The 12711-nt window shown below is 63.8% G+C and carries 13 protein-coding genes; 8 read left to right on the forward strand and 5 right to left on the reverse strand.

Features of this window, described 5'->3' with window-relative positions:
- Positions 1 to 75: 75 nt before the first annotated feature.
- Positions 76 to 1659: an alpha/beta hydrolase family protein gene (locus tag B2246_RS13495; protein ID WP_286882402.1), complete on the forward strand. Its 1584-nt coding sequence runs from the start codon at positions 76 to 78 to the stop codon at positions 1657 to 1659.
- A 79-nt stretch (positions 1660 to 1738) separates the two neighbouring features.
- Here B2246_RS13495 and B2246_RS13500 read toward each other — a convergent pair whose 3' ends face one another.
- Positions 1739 to 3373 (reverse strand): acyl-CoA synthetase, encoded by a 1635-nt coding sequence (locus B2246_RS13500; RefSeq protein WP_035882900.1) that lies wholly within the window; start codon positions 3371 to 3373, stop codon positions 1739 to 1741.
- A 155-nt stretch (positions 3374 to 3528) separates the two neighbouring features.
- Here B2246_RS13500 and B2246_RS13505 point away from each other — a divergent pair, with 155 nt between their 5' ends.
- Positions 3529 to 4224, forward strand: coding sequence for a Crp/Fnr family transcriptional regulator (locus B2246_RS13505; protein ID WP_286882400.1), 696 nt, complete (start codon positions 3529 to 3531; stop codon positions 4222 to 4224).
- Positions 4225 to 4430: 206 nt separating this feature from the next.
- Positions 4431 to 4649: a hypothetical protein gene (locus B2246_RS13510; RefSeq protein ID WP_011520164.1), complete on the forward strand. Its 219-nt coding sequence runs from the start codon at positions 4431 to 4433 to the stop codon at positions 4647 to 4649.
- 50 nt (positions 4650 to 4699) lie between these two features.
- On the opposite strand, the gene B2246_RS13515 is transcribed toward B2246_RS13510, so the two are convergent.
- Positions 4700 to 4942, reverse strand: coding sequence for a hypothetical protein (locus tag B2246_RS13515; RefSeq protein WP_035882897.1), 243 nt, complete (start codon positions 4940 to 4942; stop codon positions 4700 to 4702).
- 435 nt (positions 4943 to 5377) lie between these two features.
- On the opposite strand from B2246_RS13515, the gene B2246_RS13520 reads away from it, so the two are divergent.
- The gene (locus B2246_RS13520; RefSeq protein WP_223277398.1) at positions 5378 to 5653 is read left to right on the forward strand and encodes a hypothetical protein; all 276 of its coding nucleotides are present in this window, start codon (positions 5378 to 5380) and stop codon (positions 5651 to 5653) included.
- Positions 5654 to 5684: 31 nt separating this feature from the next.
- Here B2246_RS13520 and B2246_RS13525 read toward each other — a convergent pair whose 3' ends face one another.
- The 3 genes from B2246_RS13525 to B2246_RS13535 all read right to left on the reverse strand — a co-directional run bounded on the left by B2246_RS13525 (position 5685) and on the right by B2246_RS13535 (position 7825).
- Entirely contained in the window at positions 5685 to 6149 is a 465-nt protein-coding gene (locus tag B2246_RS13525; RefSeq protein ID WP_317915398.1) for a hypothetical protein, read from the reverse strand.
- A gap of 38 nt (positions 6150 to 6187) precedes the next feature.
- Positions 6188 to 6703: a hypothetical protein gene (locus B2246_RS13530; protein ID WP_186425756.1), complete on the reverse strand. Its 516-nt coding sequence runs from the start codon at positions 6701 to 6703 to the stop codon at positions 6188 to 6190.
- Between the two features lie 174 nt (positions 6704 to 6877).
- A complete protein-coding gene (locus B2246_RS13535) occupies positions 6878 to 7825 on the reverse strand; it encodes a LysR family transcriptional regulator (protein WP_008643965.1) in 948 nt (315 codons plus the stop codon).
- A 116-nt stretch (positions 7826 to 7941) separates the two neighbouring features.
- Here B2246_RS13535 and B2246_RS13540 point away from each other — a divergent pair, with 116 nt between their 5' ends.
- From B2246_RS13540 to B2246_RS13555, 4 genes are all read left to right on the forward strand, one after another.
- Positions 7942 to 8745, forward strand: coding sequence for a gamma-glutamyl-gamma-aminobutyrate hydrolase family protein (locus tag B2246_RS13540; protein ID WP_008643966.1), 804 nt, complete (start codon positions 7942 to 7944; stop codon positions 8743 to 8745).
- Between the two features lie 12 nt (positions 8746 to 8757).
- Entirely contained in the window at positions 8758 to 9867 is a 1110-nt protein-coding gene (locus tag B2246_RS13545) for a M14 family metallopeptidase (protein WP_051705402.1), read from the forward strand.
- A gap of 49 nt (positions 9868 to 9916) precedes the next feature.
- Positions 9917 to 11248, forward strand: a complete 1332-nt coding sequence (locus B2246_RS13550) for an MFS transporter (RefSeq protein ID WP_286882398.1) — start codon at positions 9917 to 9919, stop codon at positions 11246 to 11248.
- Between the two features lie 226 nt (positions 11249 to 11474).
- Positions 11475 to 12638, forward strand: a complete 1164-nt coding sequence (locus tag B2246_RS13555; protein ID WP_286882397.1) for a porin — start codon at positions 11475 to 11477, stop codon at positions 12636 to 12638.
- Positions 12639 to 12711 lie beyond the last annotated feature (73 nt).

Below are 12711 nucleotides of genomic sequence, written 5' to 3' on the forward strand. Positions count from 1 at the left end.
ACCTACACTCCGCACATTACAAGCAGCGCCCGGCACGAGCCATGCCGGGTAAAACAAGAGCGGAGGAGGTCGTAAATGCGGGAAATCCTGTTCAAGGTGGGCCTTGCCTCGCTGGCGGCCTGCACCACGCTGGGCGCCAGCGCCCAGAGCACCGCGGCATGCAATGGGGCCGGTTGCGGCTTTGGCGGAGGTGGCCTGCTGAACCAGCAGACCACCTTGCGTCTGAGCGCGGCCCAACTGGCGGCACTGCTCGGATCCACTGACGATGGCCGCCAGCTCATGCAGGTTGCAGGCGTGCCACGGTGCGACATCGAGATCGTGACGCTGCGCTACCGCACGGTGGGCGGCGCCGGGGAACCGGCGAACGCCAGCGCCGCGCTGATGATTCCCGGCGGCGCGGCCTGCAGTGGTCCGCGCCCGACGCTGCTGTACGCGCACGGCACCACGACGTACAGGAAGTACAACCTCGCCGATATCACGCAGACCGACCCGCGTAACGGCGACGGCGCGTCGGAGGGCATCAGCGTAGCCGCGATGTACGCGGCGCAGGGCTATATCGTCGTGGCCAGCAACTATGCCGGCTATGCGGGCTCGGATCTCGACTATCACCCGTACCTGAATGGGGCGCAGCAATCGGCCGACATGGTGGGCGCGCTTGCCGCCGCGCGCGTCGTCATGCGGGCGCCGGGTGGCGGGCGCAACGTGCGGGAGAGTGGCAAGCTCTTCGTCACCGGATATTCGCAGGGTGGCTACGTGGCGATGGCGACGCACCGGCTGCTGCAGGCTGCCGGGATTCCGGTGACCGCGTCGGCGCCGGGGTCGGGTCCGTATGCACTGGCGGCAATGGGCGACGCACTGGTGGCCGGGCAGGTGGGTATCGGTTCCACGGTGTTCGCGGTGCTCGTCACCACGAGCTACCAGCGCTCCTACCAGAATCTCTACCGCAAGCCGTCCGAGTTCTACGAGTCGGCCTATGCGCCAGGCATCGCCAGCCTGCTGCCGAGCATGAATTCGCTCGACAAGATTTTCACGCAGGGCAAGTTGCCGCCTACTCAGCTCTTCAACAGTACGCCGCCGGCCTCGCAGTTCGCATCGCTGACGCCGCCGAAGGCGCCGCCGCTGGCTTCGCCAGACCTGACGCCAGTGTTCGCGCTTGGTTTCGGCAACGCTGACCTCGTGCGCAATGACTACCGGCTGGCGATGCTTGAAGATGCGCTGGTCAATCCGGACGGCGCGTTCCCGAGTTCGACCGTGTCGATGGCGCCGGCAACGCGGCCCGTGCAACCGCTGCGTGTGGACTTCAAGATCAACGATCTACGCAACTGGCAACCACGCGCGCCGGTTCAGCTATGCGGCGGGCATGACGACCCCACCGTGTTCTTCTTCAACGCCACGGTGCAGCAGGCGTACTGGAACAGCGCGAAGGTTCCGGCGGGCCTGACCAGCGTGCTGGATGTGGATGCGCCCATCGCCGGCCCAAGCGACCCCTATGCGGCGCTCAAGCAAGGCTTCTCGATGGCGAAGATGAATGTTGCCGCGCAGGCGGTGGCGGCGGGGGCGCAGGATGGCGGCGCGTCGGCGGTCATCCAGGCGTATCACGGCACGCTGGTGGCGCCGTTCTGCATGGTCGCCGCGCGAGCGTTCTTCGGGCAGTTCTGAGCGGGAATGTCGATAAAAAATCGCGCGACGGGGCGACCCGTCGCGCGTTTTTCCATTGAGCGATCAAACGATCAGATGATCAGACGTCGATGGCAGCGTTAGACTGCATCTTCTTGCGCAGTTCGAACTTCTGGATCTTGCCGGTAGAGGTCTTGGGCAGCGGCCCGAAGTAGACCGCCTTGGGCACCTTGAAGCCGGCCAGCAGCGTGCGGCAATGCGCGATCAGTTCTTCGGCGGTGACGCTCGCGCCATCCTTCAGTTCGACGAACGCGCACGGCGTCTCGCCCCACTTGGCATCCGGCTGCGCCACCACGGCGGCGGCCAGCACCGCGGGGTGGCGGTAGAGCGCGTCTTCCACCTCGACGCTGGAAATGTTCTCCCCGCCGGAGATGATGATGTCCTTGCTGCGGTCCTTGATCTTGATGTAGCCGTCAGGCATGCACACGCCAAGGTCGCCCGTATGGAACCAGCCGCCCGCGAACGCCTCGCGCGTGGCCTTGTCGTTCTTGAGGTAACCCTTCATGCAGATGTTGCCGCGGAACATGATTTCGCCGATGGTCTCGCCGTCGCGCGGTACGGGCTGCATCGTATCCGGGTCCAGCACCGTGACGCCGGACTGCAGGTGATAGCGCACGCCCTGGCGCGCCTTCAGCACCGCGCGTTCTTCCTGCGACACCGTGTGCCAGGAGTCCTGCTCCGCGCAGACCGCGGCCGGGCCGTAGACCTCGGTCAGGCCGTAGACATGCGACAGGTCGAAACCCATCGCTTCCATCTGCGCCAGCACCGCCGCCGGGGGCGGGGCGCCCGCCACCATGCCGCGCACCGGCCCGCGCAACCCTTCGCGCCACGACGGCGGCGCGTTGACCAGCGCGGTGTGGACGATCGGTGCGGCGCAGTAGTGCGTCACGCCTTCATCGCGCATCAGGTCGAAGACGAGCTTCGGCTCGAACTTGCGCAGGCAGACGTTCACCCCGGCGCGGGCCGCCACTGTCCACGGGAAGCACCAGCCGTTGCAGTGGAACATCGGCAGGGTCCACAGGTAGACCGGATGCTTGGCCATGTCCCACTCCAGGATGTTGGAGATGGCGTTCATGGCCGCGCCGCGATGGTGATAGACCACGCCCTTCGGGTCGCCGGTAGTGCCCGACGTGTAGTTCAGGGCGATGGCGTCCCACTCGTCGCCGGGCATCTTCCAGTCGAATTCCGGATCGCCGCTGGCCAGGAAGGACTCGTAATCGGTGTCGCCGAACCGCTCGGCGTCGGGTCCGAGCACGTCTTCCACCGCGATCACCTTGAGTCCACGCACCTCACGTGCCATCTGGCGGGCGGCATCGGCGAACTCGGTGTCCGCCAGCAGCACCTTGGCCTCGCCGTGGCGCAGCATGAAGACCAGGTTGGCGGCGTCCAGGCGGATGTTGAGTGCGTTCAGCACCGCACCGGCCATCGGCACGCCGAAGTGCGCCTCGACCATCGCCGGGGTGTTGGGCAGCAGCGCCGCCACGGTATCGCCCTTGCCCACGCCGGCACGGGTCAGCGCGCTGGCTAGGCGCCGGCAGCGCGCGTAGGTGTCGCGCCAGTTCTGGCGCACCGTTCCATGCACGATGGCCAGACGATCGCCGTAGACCTCGGCCGCGCGGGCGATGAAGTCGAGCGGGGTGATCGGAACGTAGTTGGCCGGGTTGCGGGCCAGTCCGGTGTCGTAGTCGGTCGGCATGGCGTGTCTCCTATGGTGATCCTTGGGGATTCGTCGAATGAAATCCGGCGCAAGCTATCATCTCGCCTCCGGCGGACTCTGTCGTCCGGATGACAGATCTGGCGTTTTCGATGCGTTGCAGCATTGTGAGTGCCCAGAAAATTGATTCTTATCAAATGTCTTCGTCCCTTGATCAGGTTAACGTCCTGCTGGCCCAGCATGACTGGTTTCGTGCGCTGTCCCCGGCGCATCAGGCGCTGGCGGCGTCCGAGACCGTTGTCCGCGAATACCCCGCAGGCGGCTATATCGCCCGACGCGGCGAGTTCTCGCGCTACTGGATCGGGGTGGACACGGGGCTGATCAAGCTCGCGGTCTATACGCCGGACGGGCGCGGTTGCACGTTTTCCGGCGTGCCCGCCGGAGGCTGGTGCGGCGAGGGCAGCGTGATCAAACGCGAGGATCGCCGCTATGACGTGATCGCGATCCGCGACTCGCGCGTGCTGCTGGTGCCGGAAACGGTCTTCAACACACTGCTGTCGGATAGCCTGCCCTTCGCGGGTTTCGTGGTGCGGCAGCTCAACGAGCGCATGGGCCAGTTCATCGCCACGGTGCAGAATGATCGGCTGCTTGGCGCCGATGCGCGCGTCGCACAGGCTGTCGCGCAACTGTTCCATCCGGCGCTGTACCCGAAGACCACTGAAGTGCTTGAACTCTCACAGGAAGAGATTGGCCTGCTGACCGGTCTGTCGCGCCAGCGTGTGAATCAGGCGTTGCGCCGGCTGGAGGCTGGCGGCATGGTCAGCCTCGCTTACCAGACCATCAGGGTGACCGATCTCGAGGGATTGCGACGCTTCGGCTTGTCGGAGTTGTGAGGGCGAGAGGCTGAGGGCGTCGAAATTGCGGCGCAGCGTGCGCAATTTGATGTCACGAGTCACGTGTCGGGCACTTGCGGCTAGCGCTTTCCCTTAGTGCCTTTCCCTTAATGCCTTTCCCCAAGTGCTACTGGTTGCGGATGTTCCCATACTGAGGGCTCGCCACGTTCGCGCGGCGATCACTTTGACTCATGGGATCTGCCACCATGCTCGCGATTTCTGTCTGGTTTCTCGCTTCCCTCGGTGTCGGCATGTTTGCCACGGCATTGGGACGCTCCAGCCCTGCCTGGATTCTCTTCTCGCTGATCCTGAGCCCGTCTCTTGGTCTGATCGTTGTTGCCGTGCTCGATAAGAAGCGCGTGCGGTCCGCTCGCGTGCTGGCCACTTCCTCCTCGCCCGCGGCGGCGATCTCCGTGCCCGCATAACGCTGCGGGTAACGCAGGTGGGCCAGGGCCCACCTGATTGCTGTCGTGGCTTAGCTGTGCGCGCCGTCGGTGTACGGGTCGCGCCGGTCCGTGACATTCGCGGTGTCTGCATAGACATCGAACCTGCTTGCCTTGCCACCATCGGTGTACGGATCACGTGGTCCGATGGCATGTGCGTGACCTTCCGGCATCGCCGCCGTAGTGGGGGTGAGTCCGGCGGCGGACGTTACCGTGGCGAAAGATGCAAGCGAGGCAATGGCGGCAACGGCTGCCGCCGCGATACGGGCTTTCATGATCATCTCCTGAGGCAGTACGAAAGGGTGCCCAGCACCTGTGGCCACAATGGACCACGAACGGCCGCGCATGGGCTTGCATGCCGACCACGCGCCCGAGAATCGTTCGATCTTGTCGTTCCGGCTCTACGCGCCGCGGTGCCATGCACCTGTAGAACTGCCCGGCCCGGCGCCTTATTCCCGAAAGAAGACGAAAATATTCCTGGGAATAAATGCCGGATTCCGGCGGTAAATGCCGCTTTGAAGTGACCAGGACGCTGCTACGCTGTGTTGATATGGCTGTCAGGCAGCCATGCTCGAGCCGGTTGCAGCGGTGCAGTTCGCCCCTGGTGGTCACCGGCATTCCCATATCAAGACGGAACGCTCATGTTCACAGGGTCGATTCATTGGTTGAGAGGCGTCGCGATCGTTGTGCTGCTTGGCGCAGCGTCTGACATGGCATTCGCCGCATCGCAGACGAAGTCGCTCGATACGCAACGCGGTATCCGTGATGGCAGCAGCGGCGGCACCGAGCTGAGCACCGCGCCGCTTTCGCAGCGGGGCGTGACCGGCACGCAGCCGATGGGGCCAACCGACGGATCGGGGCAGTACCCGTACATCGTCGCCCCGTATATCCAGGTGGGCCCCGGTGGCGGGCCGATTCCCTATCCGCCGAATCCACCGCACCCTCCGCAGCCGCCTCGTCCCAGGCCCACGCCGCACGCGCCGTAAGCCTCGAGCGTCAAGGGGTAGTGGCAGGTGGCTATTGCAGGTTGCCCCAGCGTGCAACCGCTGGCTCGGCATTGGCCCATTTCCACTGGCCCTGCTGCTGGCAGGCCGTGACGAAGAACCATTGGGAAGTCTTGGCGGGCTGCCCGCTCGTTTCCGACTCGACGGTGGAGAACAAGGCTTCCTTGCAGAGAGCGAGTGGGCTGTCGATGACGCGGATTACCTGTAGCACGCCGCGTTGATTGCCATAGGCGACGGCATGCCGGACCTCCCACGGCTGCTCGAAGCCGATGGGCGTATCACCGATGACCGCTGCGATGCTGTCCTGCTCCTCGCGTTGCCAGTACCGGTAGACGTACTTGCCAGCCGCATCGGCCGCCGCGCTGACGCCGACCGCGACACCGTATCCCACAACAGGATTTGCCGTGACGGCACCGGTGGTAATTCCGGCTACGGCACCCGAGATTTCGCCGACGGAACTGCACGAGCAGAGACTCACGACCGCCGCCGACAAGACCAACCTCGCGCACAGCGTCCTCACTGAAGCGAACCCCACCGCTCGGTAGCGGGCTCGGCGGATGCCCACTTCCATACCGACCCGTCGCGGCAAACCGCGGCGATATAAAAGCCGTTGCCCTTGTTCGCATCGTCGACGGAGAAAATGATCTCCTTGCAGGCAAGGTACGCATTGCCCAGCAAGCGCGTCACGGTCACCCGTCCCTTCTCATCGGGTTCGAGCGGCACGGTGTGAGCCACTTCCCAGGTCGCCACTGCGCCGACATCGAGGTTGCCAGCCACCTGCGCGATCTGATGCTGCGTTTCGGCGTGAACCTTGCGCTGACTGGCTTGCAGGGCGGCCTTGGCGCCAGCCTGCACACCGAGACCAATGCCCGTGGCAATGGCCGCGTTTTCCGTGACCGCGCCGGCAATGGCAGCGCCGCCCATGCCAGCGACAGCCGTCGTGCCCTCATTCATCAGTGAACTGCAGCCGGTCAGCATCCCCGCCGACATCGCCGTCAGCAGGAGGGTGGTGACACAGACAAGCTTATGCATGGGGCACATCCAGACAGGCATCGAAACAACCTGCGGAAACTATCACAGTGCCGCAACGCCCGCAGCCATGGCCCTTTGCCATGGGTCATGAATCAGACATTTCTGGGCATCGTCGGGGAAGTCGTCCTGGAGCCCGCCCACTGATCGAACTGCCCACATGCGGATCGAGTGCGATCACCGATCCGCCGCAAGTCCTTTGATGGTGGCAATCTCGCTTGCCGCCATGGCGAACCGCTGGCGGATGATCTCGAAGGCCATCATCGTTGCGGGCGCCATGGTGCGGTTGCCATGCCGGACGATGCCGAGCGTCAAGTCCAGTTCCAGCGCGGGCCGTACGTCAAGTTCGACAATGAGCTGTGATTTGAGCGCGGAGATCGCGGCAAGGTCCGTCAGCGGGACAACTGCATCGGTGGATGCCACGATCTCCAGGACGGTGCCGATGTCGTCCGAAATCAGCGCGAACTGGTCCTGCACTGGCGCGGGCAGTTCGTAGAGTTGCGCAATCCGTTGTCCCAGCGATGGTTCGAAGTAGCCGGGCGCGATCAGAGGGTACTCACGGATCTGCGCGGCGCTGACATTTTCGTTGTGTGAGAGCGGGTGATCGCGCCGCGCATACCAGCCAAATGTGCAAGGAAAGATGGATTCGATCGCCAGCCCATCGTGCAGCTTTGCCACGCGGGTGTCGCCGACGAAGAAGTCGATGCGTTCGGCATGCAGGGCATCAAGGAGTCGCTCGGACGTGTCGATCAGGCTGCGCAGCCGCAGTCCAGGCGATGTGCGCAGCAGTTCAGCCAGCATCGGGCGCAGGATTGGCGTGGCAAGCGAAGAGCCCATCCCTACCGAGAACGTGCCGAGATCGCCGGACTGCATCAGGCCGAGTGTCCGTAGGCCTTCTTTTTCGTCGGAAAGCATGCGGCGCGCGCGGGGCGCATAGGCGATGGCATAGGTGGTCGGGCGCAGCCGCCGGTCATTCCTGTCGAACAGCGGCACGCCAAGCGTGTCTTCAAGCGCGCGGATGCTGCGAGATAGCGCTGGCTGGCTCAGATGAACCGATTCGGCCGCCGCAGCCAATGAGCCGGTATCGAGAAGGGCCAGAAAGTGGCGTAGTTGACGCGTATTCATGACGATGACAGTCCACTTGCATGAATTGCATTTTAACTAGAATTTAGTTGCAATTTACACAAGTAGTGGATGTCTCCAAACTGCGGCCAGATCCATTCCGACTGCCGCATCGTTCCATGTCATCCGCCCCAATTCAAAAGTCACTTCTTCCGGTCGTGGCGATCATCACGGATCGTATCGACCTCCACAGGCATCCGGCTTACTCGGTTCTCGGTGGCTATGTGCGGGCTGTTAGCGAGATTGCCGGTGCGCAGCCGCTGCTGCTCCCGGCGTGCGCCGACGCCATCGATGCCAACACGTTGATCGACACGCTGGACGGCATCGTCCTGACCGGCAGTCCGTCCAACATCGCGGCGGAAAGGTATGGAGCCACGCCCCTGCCGGCAACGACATGCCAGGACCCCCACCGTGACGCCGCGGTGTTTGGTCTGCTGCCAGCCCTGATCGATGCTGGGGTCCCAATACTGGGGATTTGCCGTGGCTTTCAGGAGTTGAACGTCTTGCATGGCGGCACGCTCGAGCGCGCGGTGCACGCTCAGCCTGGCCGACTGGATCATCGGGAGGGCGACCACGACCGACCCATCCAGCAGTGGTACGACGATAGCCACGATATCCACATCGTGCCTGGTGGCTGGCTGGAAGGGATCGCAGGGCGTTCGGCCGTGGTCAATTCGCTGCATCACCAGGGCGTCGAGCGGCTCGGTGCCGGACTGCGTATCGAAGCAACGGCGCCCGATGGACTCGTGGAGGCGTTCTCGCTTGCCAACGCAGCGCAATTCACGCTTGCCGTCCAGTGGCATCCGGAGATGCGTATCGACGACTGCGGCCTGGCCAAAGCGATCTTTTCCGCGTTTGGACGCGCTTGTGGCGAACGTCGCGCCACACGGACGCGCGCATCCCGACCGACATTCCCCGCCTGAGGTCATCGGCATATGGAATCAGCGCTGCATCATCGAGGAGTCAAGGTGCAACCCGAAGTTCGTAACCTGTTCAGTCGAACATACGCGGAGGCCCGGCAGAAGTTCCTGCAGGCCGCCGCATCGCGAGGGCTCGACGTCGAGTCCCATGAACTGCCGCTCGAGGGTGCCCACGGCGAGTCGCTGGCCACGGACGTCGTGCGCGACGGGCCGCTGCATGCTTCGAAGCTGGCCGTCATCATCAGTGGCGTGCACGGCGTGGAAGGCTACTGTGGCTCCGCCATTCAGACCGGGTTGCTTGGCCTTGGCCCGGTAGCGGCGCCGGACACGGCGGTGCTGTATATCCATGCGGTCAATCCCCACGGGTTCTCGTACTCGCGCCGGGAGACGCAGGAGAACGTCGACCTGAATCGCAATTTCGTCGACTTCTCGGCTCCGCTGCCGGACAACAAGCCATATGCGGAGATCCATGAACTCTTGCTCCCCACGGAGTGGCCGCCCAGCGATGACAACGAGCTTGCGCTGTTCATGTTGCGCAAGGAGTGGGGCGTGAAGGGGTTTCAGCATGCCGTCTCGCTGGGTCAATATCGCTTCGAGGATGGCATGCATTTTGGCGGGCGCGAGCCGGCCTGGAGCAACACCACATTTCGTCGGATCCTCCAACGCCATGCGCGCAACTGCCAGCATCTGGGCTCCATTGATGTTCACACTGGGCTTGGACCTTATGGCGTGGGGGAGCGCATCTTCGCTTGCCTCGACGAAGGGCGTTCGCTGGAGCGAGCGCGTCGTTGGTGGGGGGATGTGACGTCCGTTCATGCCGGGACTTCGAACAGCATCCCGATGACCGGGCCGATCCAGTTCGCACTCTTCGACGAATGCGCGCAGGCCGAGCAGACCAATCTCTGCCTGGAGTTCGGCACGTATCCGATGCCGCAAGTCATCGGCGCCAGCCGTGCCGAACACTGGCTGCACCGCCACGGTTCGTCTGACCCGCTGCAGGCGGCGGCCATCCGCCAGACCCTCAAGGATGCTTTCTATCCCCAGGCGGACGACTGGCAACAGGCTGTCTGGCAACAGGGCCGCGACGTGTTCCTGCAGACCCTGAATGGACTGCGGGAAGACTGATCGTCTGAGCAGGCCCTCAGTCCATTCATAACGATTCCAAGGAGACAAAATGCGCGCCACCAGTCCGGCGTCTGCCCAGACGCTTGCGGTTCACACGGCGAGGGATGTCGGCGAGCCCGACGTTCGGCCAGTCATTGGTCGGGCCGCGGTTGCCGCCGCCGTTGCCGGCAATGCCCTCGAGTTCTACGACTTCGTCATCTACGCATACTTCGCCGTCTACATCGGTCGCGCATTTTTTCCGGTCGGTGGCGAGTTCGGCAGCCTGCTGCTCGCGGCCGCCACCTTCGGAGTGGGATTCTTCACCCGCCCACTCGGCGCCGTCCTGATCGGCGCGCTGGCTGACAGGGCCGGTCGCAAGCCTGCAATGATCCTGACCGTGGCGTTGATCACCTTTGGCACGCTTGGCATGGCCGCCACGCCGAGCTATGCGTCCATCGGTATCGCCGCTCCCATCATCGTGGTGGCTTGCCGTTTGCTACAAGGCCTGGCGCTCGGCGGAGAGGTGGGGCCAGCAACCGCGCTACTCGTCGAGGCCGCGCCGCCGAATCGCCGCGCACTTTACGCGAGTTGGCAATTGGCCAGCCAGGGTATTGCCGTGGCGGTTGGTGGACTGCTGGGCGTTGCGGTGTCGATATTGCTGCCGGCGGAAGACCTGGCCGCCTGGGGGTGGCGTATCCCCTTCGTGATTAGCATCGCGCTCGTGCCGGTCGCCCTGAAAATTCGTCGCAGCCTGCCCGAAACCTTCGAAGCCCGGACCGAGCGCAGCACGGCCGAGGTGGTCGGTGGCCTGATGAAGTCGCACCGGCGCTATGTTGTTCTGGGCGTGCTGATGGTGCTGTCTGCCTCGGTCGCGTCTCAGATTGGCAACTACATGACCACTTACGCGATCCAGACGTTGCACCTGCCCGCAACACTTGCGCAGACCAGCGCTCTCGTTGGTGGCGTGATGACGTTCGCGTTCGGACTGGTGGGAGGCTGGCTATGCGATTGGCGCGGCCGGAAGATTGTCCTGATTGCGCCGCGCGTCGCGCTGACGCTGTTGATCGTGCCAATGTTCTGGTGGCTGGGCGCAATGCCCGGTGCCATCAGCTTCCTGACCGTGACAGCGGTACTCGCAGCGCTCACCGCCATGAGTGCCGCGGCATCGATCGTCGTGATTCCCGAGTTGTTGCCGGCTGGCTTTCGCAGTATCGGCGTCTCTCTGGTCTACGCAATCGGTACCACGCTATTCGGAGGGACCACGCAGTTCGTGGTGACAGGCTTGCTGGCCTGGACGCACAACCCTAACGCGCCGGCCTGGTACCTCGCCGCCACCAGCGTCGTCAGCCTTGTGGCGATCTGGCTCCTGCCGGAAACGCGCGGCACCGACATCTCCGAATAGCACGCGCCTGTTCGCCAGTGGGACGCAGTGCCGTCCCAGTGTTCCCAATCCGCAGTGCAAGCCAAAGCCGGGGTAATTCGCTGGCGGGGGGCAATTGCGCCCATTTTCCTGACCGACAACCTGTCAGGGCCACGGCAGCCTGAAGTTTTGTGGGGGCGGCGGTGTTTTCGCGCCGTTCCGGCAGGAGTGGAAGGTCTTTCAGACCGATGAGAGGAGAAACATAACGATGAAGAGAATCTTTTTTGCGACGGCGGTGCTTGGCACCATGGGTACTGCACACGCTCAGTCGAGCGTGACACTCTATGGTGTCGCGGATGCCAACATCGAGTACGTCAGTCATCTTGGCTCTCAGCCGCCAACACCTGCTAATGGCTTCAATGCCGGGCAGGGTGGGAACACATGGCGACTGACTTCGGGTGGCCTGTCCAGTTCACGCTGGGGTTTGCGCGGCGTGGAGGATCTCGGTAGCAGCACCAAGGCCGTGTACGTGCTGGAAAGCGGGTTCAGCATCGACAACGGTGTGCAGTCGCAAGGCCGGTTGTTCGGTCGCCAGGCATACGTTGGACTCGATAGTCGCTATGGCCAGTTCCTGTTCGGGCGCCAGTACACGTCGCTATTCCACATCATGGCGAACTACTCGCCCACGGCCTATGCGGTGCAGTACGAACCCGTCGTGGCATTCGCAGGTGCGAACCTTCGCGAAGACAACACGGCCAAATACATCGGCACCTTCGGCCCGGTGACGGCCATCGCGCACTGGTCGTTCGGCACGGGTGTCGCGCTGCCGGGCACGAGCCAGGGTGCGCCAAGCGTGGGGGGCAATGGCGAAGTGCCGGGCCAGTTCCGTCGCGACTCCGCCTATGGCCTTGGTGCGGAATATGCAGCAGGCCCCTTCGGTGTCGCCGTGGCCTATGACCAGTACAACCCGAGCCTTAGCTCAGCCGCGGGCGCTTTCGTCGGTACCGGCTCATTCAAGAAAGCGACGATCGGTGCCAGCTATACGCTGGGTGCCACCGCCAAGATCATGGGCGGCTATCGCTGGGGTCAGAACAAGGCGCAAGACGGCTCCACGCTGATTCTGCGGGACGACTTCTTCTGGATTGGCGGCAACTACCAGGTCACCCCGGCCCTGGGTCTGACGCTGGAGTACAACTACGACAACGTGAAGAACCTGCTGGGCCAGACGCATCTGGCCAACCCATGGCAGGTGTCCTTCATCGCTGACTACACGCTGTCCAAACGCACCGACCTGTACCTGACGACGGCGTTCTCGAAGAACGCGGGCCTCAACTTCGATACGTCGGCCATCAGCTTCGCGAACGGATACTTCCTCGCCAGCGGCCAGAGCACGATGCTCGGCGTCGCGCTCGGCGTACGTCACAAGTTCTGAACGCTTGGGCCATCGGCCTGCTGGGGGCTCAAAAAAGGCCAGGCCAGTGAATGCATTCACTGGCCTGGCCTTT

Source organism: Cupriavidus sp. UBA2010 (assembly GCF_002335265.1).
Taxonomy (GTDB): Bacteria; Pseudomonadota; Gammaproteobacteria; order Burkholderiales; family Burkholderiaceae; genus Cupriavidus; species Cupriavidus metallidurans.